This window comes from Paenibacillus sp. FSL P4-0081 (assembly GCF_000758565.1).
Taxonomy (GTDB): domain Bacteria; phylum Bacillota; class Bacilli; order Paenibacillales; family Paenibacillaceae; genus Paenibacillus_AQ; species Paenibacillus_AQ phytohabitans.
This window is the reverse complement of sequence record NZ_CP009280.1, coordinates 6,711,779-6,734,638: the sequence shown is the minus strand read 5'-3', so window position 1 is coordinate 6,734,638 and position 22,860 is coordinate 6,711,779. Positions and strand designations below refer to the sequence as shown.

19 protein-coding genes are annotated in these 22,860 nt (G+C 52.0%); 16 read left to right on the top strand and 3 right to left on the bottom strand.

Annotation, left to right across the window (positions count from 1 at the left end; all coding sequences use genetic code 11):
- Window positions 1–51: 51 nt before the first annotated feature.
- Window positions 52–444, bottom strand: a complete 393-nt coding sequence (locus P40081_RS28630) for a TIGR04086 family membrane protein (protein ID WP_039294476.1) — start codon at window positions 442–444, stop codon at window positions 52–54.
- A 314-nt stretch (window positions 445–758) separates the two neighbouring features.
- On the opposite strand from P40081_RS28630, the gene P40081_RS28625 reads away from it, so the two are divergent.
- A complete protein-coding gene (locus P40081_RS28625; RefSeq protein WP_042139545.1) occupies window positions 759–1,553 on the top strand; it encodes a YetF domain-containing protein in 795 nt (264 codons plus the stop codon).
- Window positions 1,554–1,563: 10 nt separating this feature from the next.
- Here the strand turns inward: P40081_RS28625 and spoVB are convergent, their stop codons facing one another.
- The gene (gene spoVB, locus P40081_RS28620) at window positions 1,564–3,165 is read right to left on the bottom strand and encodes a stage V sporulation protein B (RefSeq protein WP_042139544.1); all 1,602 of its coding nucleotides are present in this window, start codon (window positions 3,163–3,165) and stop codon (window positions 1,564–1,566) included.
- A 211-nt stretch (window positions 3,166–3,376) separates the two neighbouring features.
- Between spoVB and P40081_RS28615 the strand changes: the two genes are divergently transcribed.
- The 6 genes from P40081_RS28615 (at window position 3,377) to P40081_RS28590 (ending at window position 10,128) form a co-directional block, all read left to right on the top strand.
- Window positions 3,377–3,628 carry a post-transcriptional regulator gene (locus P40081_RS28615; RefSeq protein WP_039294483.1) on the top strand — a complete coding sequence of 84 codons (252 nt, stop codon included), beginning with the start codon at window positions 3,377–3,379 and terminating at the stop codon, window positions 3,626–3,628.
- A gap of 232 nt (window positions 3,629–3,860) precedes the next feature.
- On the top strand, window positions 3,861–5,114 hold the full coding sequence (gene secD / locus P40081_RS28610; RefSeq protein WP_042139543.1) for a protein translocase subunit SecD: 1,254 nt from the start codon (window positions 3,861–3,863) through the stop codon (window positions 5,112–5,114).
- On the top strand, window positions 5,104–6,006 hold the full coding sequence (secF, locus tag P40081_RS28605) for a protein translocase subunit SecF (RefSeq protein ID WP_042139542.1): 903 nt from the start codon (window positions 5,104–5,106) through the stop codon (window positions 6,004–6,006). Before secD ends, secF begins: the two co-directional genes overlap by 11 nt.
- A gap of 120 nt (window positions 6,007–6,126) precedes the next feature.
- On the top strand, window positions 6,127–7,089 hold the full coding sequence (locus P40081_RS28600) for a cation diffusion facilitator family transporter (protein ID WP_042139541.1): 963 nt from the start codon (window positions 6,127–6,129) through the stop codon (window positions 7,087–7,089).
- Window positions 7,090–7,118: 29 nt separating this feature from the next.
- Window positions 7,119–9,521: a single-stranded-DNA-specific exonuclease RecJ gene (gene recJ, locus P40081_RS28595; protein WP_042139540.1), complete on the top strand. Its 2,403-nt coding sequence runs from the start codon at window positions 7,119–7,121 to the stop codon at window positions 9,519–9,521.
- 88 nt (window positions 9,522–9,609) lie between these two features.
- The gene (locus tag P40081_RS28590) at window positions 9,610–10,128 is read left to right on the top strand and encodes an adenine phosphoribosyltransferase (RefSeq protein WP_039294499.1); all 519 of its coding nucleotides are present in this window, start codon (window positions 9,610–9,612) and stop codon (window positions 10,126–10,128) included.
- Window positions 10,129–10,234: 106 nt separating this feature from the next.
- On the opposite strand, the gene uraA is transcribed toward P40081_RS28590, so the two are convergent.
- Window positions 10,235–11,545: a uracil permease gene (uraA, locus tag P40081_RS28585; protein ID WP_042139539.1), complete on the bottom strand. Its 1,311-nt coding sequence runs from the start codon at window positions 11,543–11,545 to the stop codon at window positions 10,235–10,237.
- 308 nt (window positions 11,546–11,853) lie between these two features.
- Between uraA and P40081_RS28580 the strand changes: the two genes are divergently transcribed.
- From P40081_RS28580 to P40081_RS28545, 9 genes are all read left to right on the top strand, one after another.
- Window positions 11,854–14,034: a RelA/SpoT family protein gene (locus tag P40081_RS28580; protein ID WP_039294505.1), complete on the top strand. Its 2,181-nt coding sequence runs from the start codon at window positions 11,854–11,856 to the stop codon at window positions 14,032–14,034.
- Between the two features lie 37 nt (window positions 14,035–14,071).
- Window positions 14,072–14,515, top strand: a complete 444-nt coding sequence (gene dtd, locus P40081_RS28575) for a D-aminoacyl-tRNA deacylase (RefSeq protein ID WP_042139538.1) — start codon at window positions 14,072–14,074, stop codon at window positions 14,513–14,515.
- 168 nt (window positions 14,516–14,683) lie between these two features.
- Window positions 14,684–14,839, top strand: coding sequence for a hypothetical protein (locus tag P40081_RS38790; RefSeq protein WP_156118723.1), 156 nt, complete (start codon window positions 14,684–14,686; stop codon window positions 14,837–14,839).
- Window positions 14,840–15,001: 162 nt separating this feature from the next.
- Window positions 15,002–15,508 carry a type 1 glutamine amidotransferase domain-containing protein gene (locus P40081_RS28570; RefSeq protein ID WP_042139537.1) on the top strand — a complete coding sequence of 169 codons (507 nt, stop codon included), beginning with the start codon at window positions 15,002–15,004 and terminating at the stop codon, window positions 15,506–15,508.
- A 33-nt stretch (window positions 15,509–15,541) separates the two neighbouring features.
- Window positions 15,542–15,988 (top strand): hypothetical protein, encoded by a 447-nt coding sequence (locus tag P40081_RS28565; protein WP_039294513.1) that lies wholly within the window; start codon window positions 15,542–15,544, stop codon window positions 15,986–15,988.
- Window positions 15,989–17,327: 1,339 nt separating this feature from the next.
- Window positions 17,328–18,581 carry a histidine--tRNA ligase gene (gene hisS, locus P40081_RS28560; protein WP_042139535.1) on the top strand — a complete coding sequence of 418 codons (1,254 nt, stop codon included), beginning with the start codon at window positions 17,328–17,330 and terminating at the stop codon, window positions 18,579–18,581.
- Between the two features lie 77 nt (window positions 18,582–18,658).
- On the top strand, window positions 18,659–20,437 hold the full coding sequence (gene aspS / locus P40081_RS28555) for an aspartate--tRNA ligase (RefSeq protein ID WP_042139534.1): 1,779 nt from the start codon (window positions 18,659–18,661) through the stop codon (window positions 20,435–20,437).
- A 76-nt stretch (window positions 20,438–20,513) separates the two neighbouring features.
- The gene (locus tag P40081_RS28550; RefSeq protein WP_039294521.1) at window positions 20,514–21,272 is read left to right on the top strand and encodes a tRNA threonylcarbamoyladenosine dehydratase; all 759 of its coding nucleotides are present in this window, start codon (window positions 20,514–20,516) and stop codon (window positions 21,270–21,272) included.
- Window positions 21,273–21,506: 234 nt separating this feature from the next.
- Window positions 21,507–22,808: an NCS2 family permease gene (locus tag P40081_RS28545; RefSeq protein ID WP_042139533.1), complete on the top strand. Its 1,302-nt coding sequence runs from the start codon at window positions 21,507–21,509 to the stop codon at window positions 22,806–22,808.
- Window positions 22,809–22,860: the final 52 nt, after the last annotated feature.

Sequence of the window (22,860 nt, the reverse complement as noted above, 5' to 3'; positions counted from 1 at the left end):
GTGTAACATATTTTCAAGGATAGGTTTCAAATTTCGAAAAAATTATATTAATTAGGATTTTTGCAAATTAACCCCAAATATTCCCCCGAGTGCACCAATGCCTGCTGCAGCCAATACCCAAAGGAAATCAATCCCTGCCGGTGCGCTGTCCAGAGCCAGGAATCCGATCAGCAGAACAATCAATCCGTAGAATGCGCCGGTGAGTGCTCCCTGATACCAGCCTTTGCTTGAAGCTCTGCCGCCTGCGGTCAAGCCTCCGAAAGCGGCAGCTATGCCGTGTACAATATAGGTGTACATGGTAAGATCCTGTTCCTGCAGTCCGCTGCCCCAGAGCAGCAGGGAGAGAACGAATGCGCCCAGCAGCATCCACAGGAACGACCGGCATAAACCCGACAATACAGGACTAGATATTTTCCATGAGAATAGACGCCTAATTAACGACATGGTAAAACCTCCTAAAAGTTTGTTTGCGTTACTTCCTGGACGGGTTCCTTAAACTGGCTTGGAAAGCATACGCTAAGATTGTTTGCGATACTTTCTGGTTGGGCTTTGAAAAAGTGTCCTGTTGATCTGGTACTAATCATTGTATGGGAAGGCTTGCCCCAATAGTACAAGAATGGCAGACTGGACTTTTACCAGTAATTAATCAGCAGGCTTCCGAATGTTCCCTTGGCAGGCAGGTCAGAATAGGGGTACATTAATCCGCCCGTTACGGCTCTCAGCCGCCGGGTGAGAAGCGGAAGGGGAGCGAAGAGAATATGTTGTTCCAGCATATTACTGCCCACATCTTTCTGACCGTGCTGATGTATATCTTCATTTTCCTGAGTATGCGGATCATGGGTAAACGGGAGATCGGCAAATTGTCGGTGTTTGACCTCACGATTTCCATTATGATTGCTGAGATTGCTGTTTTTGTAATTGAAGATATCGAGCGGCCCATCTATGACGGGTTCGTGCCCATGGCAACGCTGGTTCTGATTCAGGTGTTGGTCGCACAGCTCAGTCTGAAGAGCCGGAAGCTTCGCCTGCTGGTGGATGGCAAGCCGAGTATTCTCATTTCGGACGGCAAGCTGCACCGGGGCGAGATGCGTAAACAGAGATATAACATTGATGATCTGCTGCTGCAGCTCCGCGGGCAGAACATCGACAGTCCGGCTGATGTAGAGTTCGCCATTCTTGAAACCAGCGGGCAGCTTACTGTAATTGAGAAGAATAAAGGGGTATCTTCAACCAACCAATCAGGAAACAGCAGTTCAGGCGCGGAGCAGAAAGAACGGAGCAGCGGAGACCAGCAGAGCTCCCGCAGTTCAGATAAATCAGACAGTTCAAGTACGGTTAAGCTTCCGAAGCATAAAATCCGCTACGAAGGCCTCCCGATTCCGCTGATTATGGACGGAAAGGTGCAGGACGACAATCTGGAGATGATCGGCAAGAACAGATTCTGGCTTAGAACCCAGATCCGCCAGAAGGGTGTCTCTGATTTCCGTGATGTTTTCCTATGCTCAATTGATCATAAGGGTCAGATATATATTGATCCGATCGGCTCCAGATAAGAAGAAGATGTTAGCTGCGCCAGCGTTTGAAGAAAGGCACACGCTCCAGATCACGTCTGGAAATCAGGCCCGATAACAGGCAAATGCTAAAGTATACGCCCATCCCGCTGGCAGCGGCAGCCAGAAACTGTATCCACTGTGAGGAGGAGACGTGAACTGAGGTATAGACGTAAGTCATTCCGGCAGCCATGATGATCGTAGCCGCTATAATTTTGACCGGATCCGACCATCTTAAGGACATGGCTGTCAGCCGGATAACACTGTATGCATGAAGTATAGTCACGAGGAGGCTATTGACAATAATGGCGATAATGGCTCCTTGAATCCCGTATTCCGGCCTGGAGGCGAGCAGCAGAATCAGCAAAATTTTGACGACCGCACCAATCAGTGTATTAATCAGTGCCTTGCCCGGGCGGTCCATTGCCTGAAGTGCGGCCTGCAGCGGGGCCTGGACATAGAGGAATAAAGCGAACGGTGCCATCATCCGCAGCATAGGTGCCGTATCCGCTGCATTGCCGTACATCAGTGTACATAAAGGTACGGCAAGAACGTACATAACAGCAGCAAACGGGGCGCCCGTTACCATAGCCAGCCGCAGGGCCTGATGCATTCTTTTATGAATCGTGGGCAGGTCATTTCGGGCAGCTGCCTCGGATAAGGAAGGGACGAGGGAAACGGCCAGCGAGGAGCTGAGCACACCCGGCAGCAGCAGCAGCGGGATAACCATTCCCTGCAGGGAACCATATTGTGCAGTTGCGGCTGCGGCAGCTATACCGGCAAGGGCCAGGCTGCGCACGGTAATAATGGATTCCAGCAGATACGAAAAGGAGCCGATCAGGCGTCCGGCGGTTACAGGTACAGAGATGCCGATCAGCCGCTTCAGCACACCTCCGGGTTGTCTCTGCGGTTTATCTCCGGACTCTGCAGCACTACCTGGAACAGCCGTACCGGCAGGAGGCGGAGCCTCATTCTTGTCCTTTTTGACGATATAATAATATTGCAGCAGCAGGGCCAGCATTCCGCCTATTTCACCTACAGTAACGCCCAGCATCGCACCTGCTGCCGCAAAAGCAATTCCTTTCGGGAGCAGCAGCCAGGAAAACCAAAGCATAAAGAAGATCCGGATGACTGATTCCAGCACAGAGGAAAATGCCGAGGGAAGCATATTCTGCCTGCCCTGGAAATATCCGCGGTAGATGGACGAAACGGCCACGATTGCAATCATTGGAGTCATGCTGACAAAGGTGTAATATACCCGCTGGTCGGTCAGAATAACGTTTGATACCCAAGAGGCGCTGAGCAGAGCTACAATGGTGAAAAAAATACCCAGCGTCAGGCTGATTGCCAGGCCCGTATGCAGGATTTTGCGGGACTGCTCCGGGCGGTTCTCTCCTTCTGCTTCAGCAACCATTTTGGCAATTGCCAGCGGCAGCCCACCGGTAATGACGGTTACCAATACGATAAAGAACGGATATCCAAGCTGGTATAGTCCTACTCCTTCGGCGCCGATGATCCGCGGCAAAGCAATCCGGGGAATAAAACCAAGCATCCGGTTAATGATGCCTGCAAATAACAGGATTAATGTTCCTTGTATAAAGGTCTGTTTCCTCAAAGGGCACTCCTTCTTCCCAAATTAGATGAAAACTTCCGGTGAATTTGTTCCTCTTCCAAGCAGGCTTGTATAAGGATATGCTGCTACAGGTCAACTCCATGACAAGCTTTCCATATGACAAGTTTTTGGCCGAAAGAAGGAAAGACCGGCAGAGGGGTCGAATATTTATCTCTGAGCATACGTAACGGGGAATCTTTGGAGGTGTCAACACGTGGAATCGGAACAATGGAGATATGACGAGCTTAGTGAAGAAATCGAAGCCATGTGCATCAGCAAAGCGGAGGAATTCCGGCTCCTCGGCTATGAATATGTGACCGGTAAGGATATTTGGGATTGTGTCAGCCGTAATTATGTTAAGGAAGGAAGACCTCCTCTGCATAAACTGGTCAATGATATTTATTCACTGAAATCGGGCAGTTACATGAATTATCTGACCATGGCAGCCTACCGGGGGTTGAACTGACGGCCTAATTTGCCCAAAAGGAACGATTTTCTTTTGCAAACGGCTACAGGAAGCAGTAAAGTAAGAGAAGAGTAATTCAACAGTTCCTATCCAAACGGATGGTTTGTGCCCAGAAGCAGAACCGGCCGTTTCTTTGTGTGAATCCGGCACCGTCATTCCTCTTGAATTGACGGTGATTTCGCACGTAGCTATAATAGGAATATTGAGTAATGAAAGGGGAACTAGCTAGAGCATGAAGAGAATGTTGAGCTTTATCATCACCGTGGTCGTTCTAACCGGCGTCATGGGATTTACAACTCCCGGGCTGCTGGACAAGGTCCGTCTAGGTCTTGACCTGAAGGGCGGATTTGAGATTCTGTACCACGCCGAGCCGATGGATACGGGAGGAACCCTGACCCGTGCTTCGCTGCAAAAAACAGCGGAGAGCCTGGAGAAACGGGCGAATGCACTCGGAACAAGCGAGCCTGAGGTTACAACTGAAGGTACGGACCGCATCCGTCTGAAGATTGCGGGCGTTACTGACGAAGCCGAGGTCCGCAAGAAAATGAAAGAACCGGCAGTTCTGACCTTCCGCAGTGCCGCTGATGGTGATGTACCCGGAGTCTTCAGCAAGATTGAACTGGTAGGCAGTGATTTTGTTGAAGGCGCGGCAGACGTGCAACGCGATAACCTCAACCGTCCGGAGATCAGCATCTCTATTAAGGACAAAGATAAATTTGCGGAAATTACCGAGCGTCTGCTGGGTAAGCAGCTCGCCATTTATCTGGATGAGACATTGTTGTCCGAGCCTCCTTATGTTAGGGCAGTCCTGACCGATGGTAAAGCTTCTATTTCCGGAGGATATACACTAGATGAAGCCCGTGAGATCGCAGATACGATCAATCTCGGTGCATTGCCGCTGAAGCTTACGGAGAAATATTCCCAGAGCGTAGGGGCAACACTTGGTAAACAGTCTCTTGACCAAACGGTTAAGGCAGGTATTGTAGGTTCCCTGATCATTCTGGTCTTCATGATGTTTATGTATCGTCTTCCGGGTGTACTGGCCAGCTTCGCGCTGATTCTTCATACCTGGCTGCTGATTCTGGTGTTCGTTATAGCTGATTTTACCTTGACCCTTCCCGGTATTGCCGCGTTCATTCTCGGTATAGGGATGGCGGTCGATGCCAATATCATTACCAATGAACGGATAAGGGAAGAAATGCGCAGCGGTAAGAGCATTTTGTCTTCCGTCAAAGCAGGTAACAAAACTTCGTTCCGTACCGTTATGGACGCGAATGTCACTACGATCATTGTAGCGGCTGTCATGTTCGCCTTCGGTACAGGTGCGGTTAAAGGCTTCGCGCTGATTCTGATCGTGGAAATTGTACTTAGTATTGTAACAAACCTTTATTTTGCCCACTGGCTGCTGACAGTGCTGGTTAAAGCCGGCGCACTCAAAAAGCCGAAGCAATTTGGGGTAAAGGAGAGTGACATCAGTGCGCTTTAAGAAAGAGCTTGATTTCGTACATTTAAGTAAATTTTTCTATATTTTCTCTATCGCCATTACTGTCGCGGGTCTGGTCTTTCTGGCAACCTTCGGCCTGAATTACAGCGTTGATTTCAAGGCCGGTTCTAACGTGGACGTTGCTCTATCCAAGAGCATGACGCTGGCTCAGCTGCAGCCGGCGTTGGATGAAGCTGGAATTGGTCATGATCCTACAATTACCGTCGGGGATAAACGGGTTAATATCCGCTACGATGAAGAACTGGATGATACTCAGAGTGAAACCCTGAAAACGGCAATCAACAAGATTGACGATCAGGCATCTTTCGAAGTCAACACAGTAGATACAGAGATGGCTAAGGAATTGGCCCGCAATGCGATCTATTCTGTGCTTCTGTCCAGTATCGGGATTATTATTTATGTCAGTATCCGCTTTGAATGGCGGTTTGCGCTGGCTTCCATCGTGGCGCTGCTCCATGATGCCTTTATGGTTGTAGCGATCTTCTCCATCTTCCGTCTGGAGGTAGACCTGACCTTCATTGTTGCGGTGCTGACCATTATCGGTTATTCCATTAATGATACGATCGTTATCTTCGACCGGATCCGCGAGAACCTGCGGTTCGGTAAACAGAAGTCGTATGAGGATCTTAAGTCCCTGGTCAATAAGAGTGTGTCCCAGACCCTCATGCGCTCCCTGTATACAGCCTTTACGGTATTTATTGCCGCATTCTTCCTGCTGATTATGGGCGGAGAGTCGATCAAAATGTTCTCACTTGCCATGGTAATCGGTTTGCTCTTCGGAGCCTATTCTTCGATCTTTATTGCAAGCCCGCTCTGGCTGCTGCTCAAGAAACGCCAGAAGACACCGGTAAAGAGCAACCCGGTCAAAGCCTAAAACTTAAGTTTCCCGGAAAGCCGTGTCACAAGCGACGCGGCTTTTCGGAATCTTTGGATCAGCATCTTAGCTGGTTTCATCATCATGAGATTACTTGCTAGTGGTAAGGAGGGCCTCGTTATGAATGACAAACAATTAGCTGCAAAAGACACCGTTGCCTGGACCGGAATCCTCAGTGATGTTGGGCTGGCTCTGGCCAAAGGCGCCTTCGGTTATCTTTCAGGCAGCAAAGCATTGATGGGGGATGCCATCTATTCCGGAGCAGATGCCGCCGCCAAGCTGGCAGGGGTTATTCCGTGGAACTCGAAGCAGAGTCACAAGTATGAAGCATCATCGGGCAGCCGGGCCGGTCAACGAAATAAAGAGCCGATGGCGGCCATTCTTTTTTCTGTGCTTATTCTTATGGGCGGGCTGCAGATTGCTTTCTCGGCCATTCGTGATTTAACCCGGGGACATTTATCGGCACCTGGGCAGTCGGCACTTGTAACCGTCCTGATTTGCATTGTGTTCAAAGAGGCTATCTTTCAATACCAATACCGTTATTATAAAAAAAAGAACGATGGCAGTCATGCCGCGTATGCGGATACCCACCGTTTCAGTCTATATACTTCCATAACCGTATTTATAGGTATTGCTCTGGCCATGACTGGCGGGTATTTCAATTGGCATCCTATGCTCTATATGGACCCGATTGCCGCACTGCTGACCGGATGTCTGGTTATCCGCAAAGGCTATTCTCTGATTACTTCCTCTGTCTACAGCAAAAAGATTCAGGAGCTTCCTTCCGAAGAGGCCGCCAGCTTCATTGAGACCGTCCAGCGTGTGCATGGAGTCATCCGGGTGGAGCAGCTCAAGGCAATGGAGGAAGGCAGTTATGTGAATCTTCATGTCAAGATCAGCGTAAATCCGCGGATTAGCGTGATGGAAGCCCAGGATATCTCGGAATGTGCCCGGAAGCTGCTGCAGCACCGGTTCGTTCATGTAGGCGAGGTTCAAATGGATGTGGTGCCGTATGACCCGGGTTATCCCTATAAAAGCAACCATGAGCTCGTGGATAATGATATTCCCACGCTGCTTCAGTAGTCTGCAAGGTGAGAGAAAGGTGAGCTGTATTGCTTCATTCAAAAACAAGATGGCAATCTCCGGCAGCCGATCCCGAGAAAAACCGGGAACTGGCCCGGAGCCTTTCTATTTCTCCGCTTCTGTCCTCACTGCTCGTGCAAAGAGGCATGGATACTGCCGATAAGGCGCTGGTATTCATGGATGGCGGAGCGGAGGATAGTCATGATCCATTCCTGCTCAAAGGAATGGCCGAGGCTGTGCCACGGATTCGAAAGGCATTGCAAGATGAAGAACATATTCTGGTGTATGGCGATTATGATGCAGACGGGGTATCCAGTACTGCGCTGATGATCTTTCTTCTGCGTCATCTGGGTGCTTCTTTTGACATTTATATCCCGCATCGTTCCAACGAAGGCTATGGTCTGCATAATCATGCGCTCGACTGGGCGCTGCAGCAGGGAGTATCTCTCGTTATTACTGTGGATACTGGTATCAGTGCCTACCATCAGATTGCCTACGCTTCAGAGCTGGGCATTGATGTCATAGTCACAGATCATCATGAGCCGCCGGAGCTGCTGCCTGAGGCCTATGCACTCATTAATCCGAAGCTGCCGGACTGCCCGTATCCTTTCAAGGGGCTTGCCGGAGTGGGGGTAGCTTACAAGCTGGCCGAGGCTCTTCTTGGTAGCGGAGTTCCTGAAGAATGGTGTGAGATTGCCGCTATCGGTACCGTTGCGGATCTGATGCCGCTGCTTGGGGAGAACCGGAGTCTAGTGCGCCGGGGGCTGACCAGCATGCGGAATTCGCCGTTTCCTGGAATTCGGGCGCTGCTCTCTGTCAGCGGAATTACGATGAGCACCGTAAGCGCTGTTAATATTGCCTTCGGCATGGCTCCGCGCATTAATGCCAGCGGAAGGCTGGACCATGCAGGCCGGGCGGTCACACTGCTCACTACCGCAGATGCTGAAGAGGCTGAACAATTTGCCGGAGAGCTTGACCTCCTGAATAAGGAACGTCAACTGGTCGTGGAGAGAATTGTAGGAGAAGCTACGGCCAAGCTGGAGCAGAGAATCAGTCAAACCGGGCTTCCGGATATTATTGTGCTGGCTGAGCAGGGCTGGAATGTCGGTGTTGTCGGGATTGTGGCCTCTAAGCTGCTGGAAAAATATTATCGTCCGGTTATTATTCTGGATATTTACCCGGATACAGGGATGTGCAAAGGCTCTGCCCGCTCGATCCCCGGGCTGGATATCTATGCGGCCTTGTCTTCATGTGCCGGATTGATGGACCATTTCGGCGGGCATCCGGCTGCGGCCGGAATGAGCCTGCCGCAGGACAAGCTTGAAGACTTTGATGCAGCGCTTAATGCTTATGCTGCATCTATCCTGACACCAGAGGACTTTGTAGCCGTGACGGCTGCAGACGGTGAGGTCTCTATTGCTGATTTTTCACTCCAGGCTGCGCTTGAACTGGAGCGGCTTGCCCCTTTCGGGATGGCTAACCCGCTGCCGAGATTCATTCTGCGCGGAGCTGCTGTGAAGGAGACCCGCAAGATGGGTCAGGACGGCAAACATCTGAAGCTTGTCCTGCAGCAGGATAAGGTGACGATCGAAGCGGTGGCCTTCGGCAAGGGATCGCTGGCTGATCTGCTGCCTGAGGGTACAATCATTGATGTACTGGCGGAGCTGTCGGTGAATGAATGGAACGGCTCACGCAAGCCTCAGCTGATGCTGCAGGATCTTGCAGTGCCTGCCGCGCAGCTGTTCGACCTGCGCGGTGCTGCCGATGCGGTTAAGCAGGCAGCGCATATTCAGGAGCTGCTCCGTTCGTACAACGGCAGCAGTCCGGTTAAGACAGCGGCGGTATTTCAGAACAGCCGCAGATCTCCACTGCGCGAGCTGAAGGGCATGTCGCTGTGGGTCTACGATGAGGATGCAGGAATTTCACAGGTGCATCAGGGTGAGCCGGGGAATGACGAAGCAGAGATAACGCTGCTCTGTCTGCTGGATATGCCGGAAACGCCGGAGCAGCTGGAAGCACTGTTCACTGCGTTTCCCCGCACAGAGAATATTGCCCTGCTGCATTCGATCCGCGACGGCCGTGACCGGTTGCAGGTTCCTACACGGGATCATTTCAAGTCATTATATAAATTGATCGCCTCGATCGCAGCAACGGCAACCCCCGAGCATGAAGTACTGCTGCGGCTCAGCCGCCAGTCTGCACTGGGTGTGCGTATGCTGGGCAGGATGCTTGATGTGTTCGCTGAGCTTGATTTCATTGAACGCAGCGGCGGCAGCATTACCTTTGTCACGCAGCCTGCCGCCAAGAGCCTGACGACGTCAGAGCACTTCATCAGGCTGGGCAAGACTGCTGAAATGGAGCAGTATTTCATGGAGGGCAGCCGCGGCGAACTGCAGGAATTCATGCTGTCACGCCGGTTAGGCGCCTCGTAACGGGTGTAGCGTGCTTTCAGAGTAAGAGCTTTTACAGAGAATTCAGGTGAGGATAGCCTATCCTCATAACTTTTAGGAGATGATACTTTTGGATTTCAAAGACAGTATTCGTGTGATTCCGGATTTCCCGCAGCCGGGAATCAGCTTTAAGGATATTACTACCCTGCTTAAAGACGGGGCCAAGTACCGTGCCGCTATTGATGAGCTTAAGGCTCTCGTTGCCCATCTGGAGATTGATGTCATTGCCGGACCGGAAGCGCGCGGCTTTGTAGTAGGCGCACCGCTGGCGTACGCACTGGGCGTTGGCTTCGTGCCCATCCGCAAAAGCGGCAAGCTTCCTTACGAGACGATTGAAGTGGGATACGATCTGGAATACGGCAAAGATACCCTTGCTGTACACACGGATGCTATCCAGCCGGGACAGAAGGTTCTGATTGCCGATGATCTGCTCGCTACCGGCGGCACGATCGCTACTTCGGTAAGCCTGGTGGAACAGCTTGGCGGACAAGTTGTCGGCGCTGCCTTCCTGATTGAGCTAACGGCTCTGGCCGGACGCAATAAGCTGTCCGATATTGAAGTGGTTACCCTGTTGACTTACGAGGATTAATTCGCCCGGACAACTTTTCCCGGGAAATATAAAGCGGACTGCTGTCGATTTAAGACAGCAGTCCGCTTTTTGTATTATAGGTTGAACGTGGTAAATGGTAAGAGGCTTAATGAGCGGATTTCTCTGTTTCCTGTTCATTGGACAGGCCAAGAACTTCAAACAGCTTGAAGAGCAAGGAGAGAAGCATACCGACGATAGTCGCCAATGCCATCCCTTTCAGCTGTACACCGCCAACCGTTAATGTGATGCCGCTGATACCTACCACCAGTACCAGAGTAGCCAGAATCATGTTGGTGGCTTTGGAGAAATCGACCTTCTGCTCTACGAAAATACGCAGGCCCGATGCGGCAATTACACCAAACAGTAAGAGTGAGACACCGCCCATGACCGGCTGGGGGATATTGGCAATGACCGACGAGAACGTTCCGGAGAACGAGAGCAGGATAGCGATCACTGCAGCGCCGCCGATTACGTATACCGAGTAGACTTTGGTAAGCGCCATAACGCCGATATTTTCACCATAAGTGGTATTCGGGGTGGAGCCCAGGAATCCTGAGAGTACCGTGGAAATCCCGTTACCCATCAGTGAGCGGTCCAGTCCGGGATCCTTGGTCAGGTCTTTGCCGACAATGTTGCTGGTAACCAGCAGGTGGCCGATATGCTCAACAATTACAACAAGCGATACAGGGATGATCGTCAAGATAACCTGCCAGTCGAAGGATGGGGTGATAATCGTTGGATGGGACAGGAAATGGGCTTCAGAGATAGCACCAGTATTTACCTGGCCCAGGATATAAGCGAGTACATAACCGGTAACGATACCGATGAGGATATGAATGATTTTGGGGAAGCCGCGGAATAACACGGAGCCGAGTACGGTAACGCCCAGCGTGACCATGGATAAGGTAATAGCTTTGCCGTCCGGAATCCAGTCAGTGGCGGCCACACCTTCAGGAGCGATCAGTCCGGCCATACGTGCTGCAACAGGAACGAGCTCCAGTCCGATGGTGGCTACGATAGCGCCCATAACCGCCGGAGGGAATACGACATTAATCCAGCCGGTGCCCGCATAACGAACGATCAAAGCGACTAGAATAAAAATAACACCGGTAACAATAAATGCGCCAAGTGCAAGCGAATATCCATGCTCATGATCGTCTGTGTGTTTAGCCAGGACCATAAGTACCGGCGAAATAAAAGCAAAGCTTGAGCCAAGATATGCGGGGATTTTGCCGCGGCAGATCCAAATGTAAAGCAAGGTGCCGATACCATTCATCAGCAGGATCATGCCGGGATCTACCCCGAACAGGTTGGGAACAAGCACTGTGCTGCCGAACATGGCGAACAAATGCTGAAGACTCAGGAGGAAACCCGGGCCCCAAGGGAGTCTTTCGTTAACTTGAATTTCGCGTTGCAATGGAGTTCACTTCTCTTTCTGATCTAATTTGATGTAAGCCTGGCGCTAAAAAACCGCCTTTACTAGATTAAATAGATCGGCGCCTTTTTACAACAACATTTTTGCGCGCGCCACAAAATTGTCTTTTCTTGTCCCTTTCCCTTACAGGAATACCACGCTATGGCAAGTGTTGACGTAATCCTCCGTAAGCGTCATAATTATAGACAACTTTAATCTGTGCGTAGTGCAGTTTGGAACATATGGAACCTGCAAATTCTGCACGGCTTGCGGGTTCATTTTATTATAGAAGGGAAACGGATACGACGAGAATGGGCATAGAGCAATTAACCGAAAAGGCCGGCGCCTATATAAAAGAAAAAGATCTTCTCCGCATCCGGGAAGCTTATGAGTTTGCCGATCAGGCTCATCACGGGCAGGTTCGGAAATCGGGGGAGCCATACATTCTGCATCCGCTGGCGGTCGCAGATATTGTCGTCAATATGCAAATGGATGTTATATCTATTATTGCAGCGCTGTTACACGATGTTGTAGAAGATACGACGGTGTCACTGGACCAGATTCGCGCGAAATTTGGCGATACCTGCGCAATGCTGGTGGATGGTCTGACCAAGCTGGAACGCATCCGGTTCCGCTCCAAGGAAGAGCAGCAGAACGAGAATTACCGCAAAATGTTCATCGCTATGGCTCAGGATATCCGGGTCATTGTGATCAAGCTGGCGGACCGTCTGCATAATATGCGCACGCTCAAGTACCAGTCGGAAGAGAGCCAGCGCCGAATTTCCTATGAGACTCTGGAGATTTTTTGTCCCATTGCAGACCGCTTGGGGATCTCTGCGATTAAATGGGAGATGGAGGATATTGCCCTCCGTTATCTGAATCCGCAGCAGTACTACCGGATTGCCAATCTTGTACACAAGAAACGGGCAGAACGTGAGCAGTTTATCGATAGCGTTATCGGGCGAATCCGCGCCAAGCTGGATGAAATGGGCATCGAAGGCGATCTTTCGGGACGTCCGAAGCATATTTACAGTGTCTATAACAAGATGAGCACCAAGAACAAGCAGTTCAACGAAATCTATGACCTGCTGGCCATCCGCATTATCGTCGACAATATTAAGGATTGTTATGCTACGTTAGGAATTATCCATACTCTTTGGAAGCCGATGCCTGGCCGGTTCAAGGATTATATCGCCATGCCCAAAGCGAATATGTATCAGTCTTTGCATACAACGGTAGTGGGTCCCGGCGGGGAGCCTACTGAAGTGCAGATCCGTACCTGGGAGATGCACCGCACTGCCGAATTCGGGATAGCCGCGCATTGGGCGTATAAGGAAGGCAGCAGCAACAATGTGAATCCGGAGAACCGGATGCCGTTCTTCCGCGAGATTCTGGAGCTGCAGCATGAAGCCAAGGATGCGGAGGAATTCGTGGAGTCGCTCAAAATGGACTTTTTCTCCGACCTCGTCTTCGTGTTCACGCCTAAGGGTGAGGTTGTAGAGCTGCCTGCAGGCTCTGTGCCGCTTGATTTCGCCTTCCGCATCCATACAGAGGTCGGCAACCGGACGATCGGCTCCAAGGTCAACGGGCGCATCGTACCGCTCGACCATAAGCTGAAGACCGGGGATATCGTGGAGATCCTGACCTCGAAGAACTCGTACGGGCCGAGCCGTGACTGGCTGAAGATTGCCCAGTCTTCACATGCACGCAGCAAGATTAAGCAATGGTTCAAGAAGGAGAAGCGGGAAGAGAACGTTGAAAAGGGCCGTGAAGCGATCGAACGCGAGCTGAAGCGCCTCAACGTGGAGATCTCTGACTGGCTGACGGAAGATAAATTGTCAGAAGCGGCGAAGAAATTTGCCTTTAATGATGTAGAGGATATGCTGTCCGCAGTAGGCTTTGGCGGAATTACGGCCGCGCAGATTGCCTCCAAGCTGACCGAGAAGCTGCGTAAGGACCAGGAAGAAGCTGCCGGTCATCTGGAGCTTACTTCTGAGATGAAGGAGATCAAGTCCAGCGGGGAGAAGCGCAATCAGCCGACCAACGGTGTGCGTGTCAAAGGGATTGATAATCTGCTTGTACGCTTCGCACGATGTTGTAATCCCGTGCCGGGCGACGATATTATCGGTTATGTAACCCGCGGACGCGGCGTATCCGTGCACCGTGAGGATTGTCCGAATATTCCGGGTGAAGGGGACGGGGAGGAATCAGCCCGTGTCATTGAAGTGGAATGGGAAGGCAGCATGGAAGCCAATTATAGCGTCGATATTGAGATTACGGGCCATGACCGCAACGGACTGCTGAATGAAGTGCTGCAGGCGGTATCGGAGAGCAAGACCAATATCTCGGCGGTTACGGGACGCTCTGACAAGAACAAGATGGCGATGATTCATATGACGATTCTGATCCGTAACACCGATCATCTGCAGTCTGTGGTGGATAAGGTCAAGCGCGTGAAGGATGTCTATACGGTTAACCGTATTATGCAATAAGGCTTGAAGGCAACAAGGCAAGGAGCTGAAGGATGGTATGAGAGTGGTTGTACAGCGCTGCAGGGATGCGAGTGTTACGGTGGACAGAACAGTGACCGGAGCGATTGGGGAGGGCCTGATGCTGCTGGTCGGCGTAACCCATGAGGATACGGAGAAGGATGCCAAGTATTTGGCTGATAAGGTAGCCGGACTGCGGATTTTTGAGGATGACGCCGGTAAAATGAACTTCAGCGTAACGGATGCCGGAGGCAGCGTCCTGTCCGTGTCCCAGTTCACCCTGTACGGGGACTGCCGCAAAGGGCGGCGGCCCAATTTCATGGCTGCGGCGGCTCCGGCAGAGGCCGAGCGGCTCTACGACTACTTCAACCAGGAGCTGCGCAGAGGCGGGCTTCAGGTGGAGACCGGTATTTTTGGAGCGATGATGGACGTCTCCCTGACGAATTGGGGACCGGTTACCCTGCTGCTGGACAGCCGGGGCTAGGCCTTGAATGAGGCGCAGCAGAGCGGGCTTAATATGCCGGTCTAATTTTACAGCTTGATGTGAGGACTCCACGTTGTGGGGTCTTTTTTGATATAGGATAGCGTTCTCCCCTGCTGGATAAACTAGTGATGAACGAATAATATTCACAAGTTGCGGGGAGCCAGTAGCATGAGACAATCACAGAAAGCATGGATATGGAACAGTATACAGGGCCATACGGCGGGGTCGATGACAGAAGCTTCTGCAACGGCAAGGGGAGCCGGGGAGCAGAGGGATCTGCAGGTGCTGAAAGGAACAAGCCGCAATCTTCTGCCGCGAACGTAAGGAGTGCGGGGAAGGCGGCCTATTTCTCTGTTTTTTGGAGCGTACAAATGGTGTTTAGCCGGCGGGAATTCGCGAAACCTGTGAGGGCTCGTTAGAAAGCCGGGGAATGCGGGTAATAGAATGACGAGAACAGAATAGCGTAGAGAGGAGAAATTAATCTCAATGAGTAAAGTAGCATTTCTGCTCGCTAATGGTTTTGAAGATTCCGAAATGAAGGTGCCTTATGAAGAAGTACTGCAGGCAGGACATCAGGCAGAGATTATTGGTCTGAAGAAAAATGAGACCCTGCTCGGTAAAAAAGGCAGCGTGTCTTATGCCGCCGATAAAGCGGTCAGCGAGGTGAAAGCCGGAGAGTATGATGCTGTAGTCATCCCGGGCGGATCTTCGCCGGAGAACCTTCGTCTTGACCAGGATATCCTGCAATTTGTAAAAGATGCGGACAGTGCCGGCAAGCCTATAGCTGCTATCTGTCACGGGCCGCAGATTCTGATCAGTGCCGGTCTGGTACAAGGCCGCTCGCTTACCTCCTATCCGCCGCTGAAGGATGATCTCATCAATGCCGGTGCGGAATTCAAGGATGAAGAGGTCGTCCTGGACGGCAATTATATTACTTCACGCACACCCAAGGATGAGCCCGCATTTGTGCGTGAGCTGCTTAAGGTGTTGTAATACATTTAAACAAACCACTGGGAGGGATTGACAATGACTAAAAGAATCCAAGCCTATTTCAGCACGGAAGATGCAGCGGAAGGTGCCAAGACTGCACTGATTCCATACGGTGTGGAAGGAATTGAAGTGTCGGCGCTGACAGATCCTCTGGATACGGGCGGAAACAACCGCCGCAATATTCTGATTCCGCTGGCTCCCTACAATACTTCGGCTACAGCTGCCGGAGGGGTCTACGCAGCAGGGGGCGCGACAGGGCCGCTTACCGGAGCAGCCATTGTGCCTGGAGTTACTGTTGATGATGATCTGGGCCGGACAGATGATGAACGTACGGCGGGAGAGGTTCACAGCGGCTCTGATTTGAAAAACAGCGATCTGGAGAACCTGCATTACGTCATGGATCTCAAAGTGGCCGAGAATCATTACAATGAGGTTGTTGAGGTTCTGCGCGGCAAGCAGGCCTATGTGGAGATTTTTGATTAAGCAGGAGGCCCTGCTTAGTCCGGATAACCAATTCAGCTCCAGTCCTCCCTCAGGGAGAGGCTGGAGCTGTTTATTTACCCGCAGGGCAGCGGAAACTGCATGAATTCTCTAGACAGGGAATAGGGTTGTAGTGTAACCTGTTGTGTAGGGTTTAGACACAGGCATGGACCACTCAATAAAACGCTTTCTTTTCTGTAATGCAACTGTAATATTACATTCATGATTCCTTAATATAGCGTGTTTATAATAGAAGCATGACCCCCTTTTTTATAATATATGATGATGGACCTGCAGCAATCGGCTGCAGGTCATTTTTTTTGAAATCTAAGAATTTACATGCTTCGCGCTATAAATTATCCTCATATTTCTCGCTGAAACGGTTCTGTCCTTATACAAGGACAGCAAAACTGTTTCCACTTGTTTACAATATCAGAATCTACATGTTTCGGGTCCCCGCAAAGTACCTGAGTCATCTATCTACGCCAAAGCCCCGTTTTGTGTGGGGATTTTAGAGGGGATTTGTGACTTATTGCGGCTGTAGCGGGTATGCTTGGAGCCGAAGGGCGTCAGTAGCCGGCAACGTGAAGCGGATCGTGTAGTGGATCGTCTAGCGGGCCGTGAAGCGGACTGAGAGGCCCTTATTTTCCATAAAAGCTTACTTTAGAGGATGAAACGGACTGAGATTCCGTTATCTTGTTCATTCGAGCTCGAAATGAGGCATCTCTGGACACATAACAGAATCTGAGTCCTCCTGGCTGCAGGTAATCCTGAGGCGCGCCCAGTTCCTGCGCAGGAACTGGGGGCTTGCACAGCTCCGGCTGATTCACCTTGGCTGCGAGCCGGGATACTTAACTCAATTCAATTCATTCCTTGACTTTAGCGCAGTGGTTCAGTAGAATCTAACAATATACGGTATGTTATATTGTTTTGATGACGGGACCAAGTAATCCGTAACCCACAACCCCAGAGAGGAATCCCGCTGATCCGGCGGCTGTCCAAGTGAAGGACGGCAACACCTGATCCGCACGGCTGTAAGGATTCTGTTGATGAACGGATGAATGACCTCCCCGAGAACGCACGGCGAAAGCAGGCAGCAGCAGGTTGCCCAGAGTCAGTAGCCGATTGCGCGTAGGCGGGCGTTAACCGCTTAGAGCGGATTTGGAGCAGCGCAGCTGCTTAAGTCCGGAATGTGGGTGGTACCACGGGTGAATTATTGGTTATGATAATCCCTCGTCCCTGTTTGTAATTAAACAGGGCGGGGGATTTTTTGTTGTTTTTAGAAGCAGAGACAATGGGTTCCATGAGGAGTAAGAGGGGTTATTTTCAGGAGGGATAGGCTGTGGCTAAAGAAAGATTCGAGAAACCAACCGGTACGCAGGATGTGCTTCCGGGTGCAGTGGAGAAATGGCAGTACGTTGAGGGCAAAGCAAGAGATCTCTGCCGCCGCTTCAACTACCGGGAGATCCGCACACCGCTGTTCGAGCACACCGGGCTGTTTGAGCGTGGTGTAGGCGAGACAACGGATATTGTAGAAGGGGAAATGTATACCTTCAAGGACAAAGGCGACCGCGATCTGGCACTGCGTCCCGAAGGGACTGCAGGCGTTGTACGCGCGTATGTGCAGAACAAGCTGTATGGTGAGCCGGATGTCAGCAAGCTGTATTATATCGGCCCGATGTTCCGCTACGAACGTCCGCAGGCAGGCAGATACCGCCAGTTCCACCAATTCGGCATTGAAGCCTTCGGTGCAGTGGACCCGGCAATCGATGCGGAAGTGATTTCGCTCGGGTACCAGTTCTATCTTGATCTGGGGCTGAAGGATGTCAGAGTGGAGCTGAATTCCGTGGGCAACGCGCCTAGCCGCGCGGCTTACCGCGAGAAGCTGCTGGACTTCCTGAGACCGATGAGAGAGAGCCTGTGCAGCGACTGCCAGCGCCGGATGGAGCGTAATCCGCTGCGCGTGCTGGACTGCAAGGTCGATCAGGATAAGTTCGGCGGTGCCCCGTCTATTCTGGACAGTCTGGATGAAGAGTGCACAGAGCATTTTGCCAAGGTAAAGGGCCATTTGGACGTGATGGGCGTGGAGTACAGCATTAACCCCCGTCTGGTACGCGGCCTGGATTATTACACGCATACAGCGTTTGAGTATAAAGCGGCAGGCATCGGCTCCATCGACACGGTGGGCGGCGGCGGCCGGTATAACGGCCTGGTGGAAGAGATCGGCGGACCGGATCAGCCGGGTATCGGTTTCGGGATCGGCCTTGAGCGTATTCTGCTGATTCTGGAGAATCAGGGGGTAGAGCTGGAAGCAGTGAAGCCGCTGGATGTGTACTTTGTCGCACTCGGTGAAGCCGCAGATCTGGAGATCACGAAGCAGCTGTTCCATCTGCGCAGCCTGGGCTTCTCCGCAGAACGCGATTACCTGGGGCGGAAGATGAAGGCACAGATGAAGTCGGCGGACCGCATGTCGGCCCGGTATACGGCGATTCTTGGCGAAGATGAGCTGAACAGCGGCGTTATCGCCCTGAAGTCGATGGAAACCGGCGAGCAGCGGACCGTTAAGCTGGAAGAGCTGGCGCAGGCGTTGAGTTAGGATTTAAGTATGGATGTATCCGCAAGTAAGCTGCAGTCAGCACATGTAATTTTAACCATGAAGGGGTAGGATAAGAGATGACCAGAAGCCATAACTGTGGACAATTAACAACGGCGAGCATCGGCGAGACAGTAACACTGAACGGTTGGGTACAGACCCGCCGTGACCTTGGGGGCGTACTGTTTATTGACCTGCGCGACCGCACAGGGATTGTACAGATTGTATTCAACCCCGACTATTCCGGAGAAGCGCTGCAGATTGCCGATAAGGTGCGCAGTGAATACGTGCTTGCCGTAACGGGTAAAGTGGTTAAACGGGATGATGAAACCATCAACCGCAACCTGCCGACCGGCGAGATTGAAGTCCAGATTACAGATATTGAAGTATTGAATGCTGCCAAGACGCCTCCGTTCTTCATCGAAGACGGTGTGGAAGTGGATGAATCGCTGCGGATGAAATACCGTTACCTGGATCTGCGCCGTCCGGAAATGCACAAGACGCTGCTGCTCCGTTCGAAAGCGGCGAAGATCTTCCGTGACTTCCTGGACAGCGAAGGCTTCATCGATGTGGAAACTCCGATTCTGACCAAAAGCTCACCGGAAGGCGCACGTGATTATCTCGTGCCAAGCCGTGTGCATGAAGGGGAATTCTTCGCGCTTCCGCAGTCACCGCAGATCTACAAGCAGCTGCTGATGGTCGGCGGCATCGAGCGTTATTACCAGATGGCACGCTGTTTCCGCGATGAGGATCTGCGTGCAGACCGCCAGCCGGAATTCACCCAGTTCGACATCGAGACCTCCTTCATGCCGCAGGATGAATTGCTGTCCATGATGGAAACTCTGATGCAGCGCCTGCTGAAGGAAACCATTGGTGTTGAGGTTGCCACTCCGTTCCAGCGGCTGACCTATGCCGAAGCTATCGGCAAATACGGCTCGGACAAGCCTGACCTGCGGTTTGGCCTTGAGCTGGTAGAGATGAACGATATCGTTGCTTCCAGCGGTGTGAAGGTGTTCGCCTCCGTGATCGAAAAAGGCGGAGAAGTGAAATGCCTTAACGCCAAGGGCTGCGGCACCTGGACCCGTAAGGAAATTGATGATCTCGGACCGTATGCTGCACGCTACGGCGCCAAAGGCCTGGCCTGGATTCAAGTCAAAGACGGCGAGTTCAAAGGCCCGATTGTGAAGTTCTTCTCCGAAGAGGAAATTGCCGCCGTGAAGGAACGCACGGGTGCTGAAGAGGGCGACCTTCTGCTCTTCTCCGCTGACACTAAGAAGGTCGTTGCGGATGTACTCGGCGCACTCCGCCTGAAGATCGGCCGTCAGCTTGGCCTCATCGACGACAGTGTGTTCAAGTTCGCCTGGGTTACAGAATTCCCGCTGCTCAGCTATGACGAAGACCAGAAGCGTTACATGGCGGAGCATCATCCGTTCACACGCCCGATGGATGAAGACCTCCATCTCTTCGATACAGATCCGGGTGCGATCCGTGCGCAGGCTTATGACATCGTGCTTAACGGTTACGAGGTGGGCGGCGGCTCCCAGCGTATCTATAAACGTGAGGTTCAGGAGAAAATGTTCGAAGCTCTCGGCTTCACACAGGAACTCGCGTATGAGAAATTCGGCTACCTGATGGATGCCTTCGAATACGGCACACCTCCGCACGGCGGGATTGCCTTCGGCTTCGACCGTCTGATCATGCTGTTGGCCGGACGCACGAACCTGCGTGAAACCATTGCCTTCCCTAAGACCGCAAGTGCAACCGACCTGCTGATGGACGCTCCGTCCCCGGTAGATGCTATACAGCTTGAGCAGCTGCATATCAAATTGGCGCCAAAACCGGAAAAAGAAAAGAAATAAAACATAAATGGCTGACGGGGCATAGAGCAGACTTAAGCGGCTATGCCCCGCAGGCCTGCATAAGGAGGCTGACATCATGCTGAATCAGTTCTCGCGAACGGAACTGGCGATCGGACCGGAAGGTCTCGAGATCATGAAGAACAGCACAGTGGCTGTGCTGGGGATTGGCGGAGTGGGCGCGATGGCTGTAGAGGCCCTCGCCCGTACCGGTATCGGACGCATTATCCTGATTGATAAGGATTCGGTCGATATTACCAATATCAACCGCCAGATCCATGCGCTGACGACGACCATCGGCCAGAACAAAACCGATCTGATGGTAGACCGCGTCAAGCTGATCAATCCGGATTGCGAAGCAATTGCCCTAAACATGTTCTATACCGAAGAGACCTATGAGGAGCTGTTCAAATACAAGCTGGATTATGTCATTGATGCTTCGGATACGATTATCTACAAAATTCATCTGATCAAGGAATGTCTGACCCGGAAGATCCCGATGATCTCCAGCATGGGAGCGGCGAATAAGATGGACCCGACCCGTTTCCAGGTGGCCGATATTTCCAAGACGAGTATGGACCCGATTGCGCGGGTGATCCGCACAAAGCTGCGCAAGGAAGGCATCAAGAAAGGCGTCAAAGTTGTATTCTCGACCGAGAAGCCGGTAAAGCCGCGTGAGGATGTAACCGAGCAGATTGTTCCCGCCAATGCGCCGGACCGGCGTAAGGCGAAGCAGCCTCCGGCCAGTACGTCCTTCGTGCCTCCGGTAGTTGGTCTGATTATGGTCAGTGTTACGGTACGTGATTTGCTGGAGACCGGCGGCATCACGTTTGAATGAGGGTTTGACAGGATTCAAGGGCGTGCAGCTGATTCCCCGCTGCATGCCCTTTTATTGCTGCCTGGAGCAGCATACCGGTGAGATGGCTGATTACAGATCAGACAAACCGGGTAATAGCCAGCGGAACTTAACATCATAATATAAGAAAACTTAAGATGGAGCAGTGGGCTGCAGCATTATTGCAGCTTCTTGTATAACATCCTTAAGTTCATGTTCTCTAGTGGAGGTTTTTAGATGAAATCGAATTTTTGGCGGGATAGCGTGGGACTTGCGCCGGGCGACAACTGGAAACGGGAGTGGGCGGCAGGCATCCTATCGTATTTCGCTTCGGTATATATTGTTATGGTCAATGCAGCGATTCTGCATGATGCAGGAATGCCGCTGCGGGCGGGAATGGTGGCCACACTGCTGACAGCGATTACAGGCTGTCTGCTAATGGCTTTTGGCGGCAAAACGCCGATTATCGTCGTCCCGGGTATGGGCATCAATGCCTTTTTCACCTATACATTGGTGCATTCTATGAAGCTGGATTGGCGTGAGGCGCTGGCCGTTGTTGTGGTGACGGGTGTGCTGTTCGCCATTGTAGCGTTCACTTCGCTCTACCGCATACTGAGTGATGCCATACCCCATAATCTGCAGCATGCGATAACTGTCGGAATCGGTCTGTTTCTGACGTTTATCGGCCTGCAAAAAAGCGGGATTGTCATTGCCCATGCCACGACATTTGTCGCCATCGGGCATTTCAGCGATCCTGCCGTCATTACCTCGGTGGTGACGCTGCTGCTCGCCCTGGTCCTGTTCATCCGCGGCACGCGCGGCGGCCTGCTGATCAGCATGCTGGCGGGGACAGGCCTGGCCTACCTGCTGGGAGCGGCTCATGCGCCTGAGAATACCGAATCCGGACATGTGTTCAGCGGATATGGCGATGTGTTCGCCAGTATGCAATGGAGCGGCTTCATCAGCCTCGTCTTTTGGATTGCCGTATTCCTGCTGCTGCTGATCGTTGTCTTCGAGAACATCGGCCTGATCTCCTCCCAGACACTGATGATAGGCCGTCCGGAACGCTTCAAAAGCAGTCTGCGGGCGCTGTCCATAGCCAACATCGCAGCAGGTCTGTTCGGCAGCAGTCCCGTAGTAGCCGCTGCCGAATCTACAGCCGGCATCGCTGCCGGCGGACGCTCCGGCTTAACCTCACTCGTCACCGGTCTCTTGTTCGGGGCGACGTTCCTGTTCATTCCGCTGCTGGCTTATGTGCCGGACAGCGCAATTGCGCCGATTCTGATCGTGATCGGCGGACTGATGGTCCAGAGTGTGCGCGAGATGGATCTCAGCGACATGACGGAGCTGTTCCCCGCGTTTCTGATTATGGTGATGATTCCATTCACCTACAGCATCGTGGACGGGATGGCGTTTGGGTTCATCACTTACCCGGTTGTGAAGCTGGCTACAGGCAAAGGCAAGGATGTCCCGCCGGCGCTGTACGGCATTGCCGGGCTGTTCGTAGCGAACTTTGTGCTCCATGCGCTGATGGGCTAAATGCGCCTCATATAGGGCAGGTGAGCCGTTCTATACGGCAGTTTGAAATATA

Coding starts and splice junctions, on each gene's coding strand:
- P40081_RS28570 (WP_042139537.1), top strand. CDS start 15,002: ATGAGTAAAGTAGCATTTCTGCTCGCTAATGGTTTTGAAGATTCCGAA.
- P40081_RS28565 (WP_039294513.1), top strand. CDS start 15,542: ATGACTAAAAGAATCCAAGCCTATTTCAGCACGGAAGATGCAGCGGAA.
- P40081_RS38790 (WP_156118723.1), top strand. CDS start 14,684: ATGAGACAATCACAGAAAGCATGGATATGGAACAGTATACAGGGCCAT.
- dtd (WP_042139538.1), top strand. CDS start 14,072: ATGAGAGTGGTTGTACAGCGCTGCAGGGATGCGAGTGTTACGGTGGAC.
- P40081_RS28600 (WP_042139541.1), top strand. CDS start 6,127: ATGAATGACAAACAATTAGCTGCAAAAGACACCGTTGCCTGGACCGGA.
- aspS (WP_042139534.1), top strand. CDS start 18,659: ATGACCAGAAGCCATAACTGTGGACAATTAACAACGGCGAGCATCGGC.
- P40081_RS28630 (WP_039294476.1), bottom strand. CDS start 444: ATGTCGTTAATTAGGCGTCTATTCTCATGGAAAATATCTAGTCCTGTA.
- P40081_RS28625 (WP_042139545.1), top strand. CDS start 759: ATGTTGTTCCAGCATATTACTGCCCACATCTTTCTGACCGTGCTGATG.
- secD (WP_042139543.1), top strand. CDS start 3,861: ATGAAGAGAATGTTGAGCTTTATCATCACCGTGGTCGTTCTAACCGGC.
- P40081_RS28550 (WP_039294521.1), top strand. CDS start 20,514: ATGCTGAATCAGTTCTCGCGAACGGAACTGGCGATCGGACCGGAAGGT.
- P40081_RS28580 (WP_039294505.1), top strand. CDS start 11,854: ATGGGCATAGAGCAATTAACCGAAAAGGCCGGCGCCTATATAAAAGAA.
- P40081_RS28545 (WP_042139533.1), top strand. CDS start 21,507: ATGAAATCGAATTTTTGGCGGGATAGCGTGGGACTTGCGCCGGGCGAC.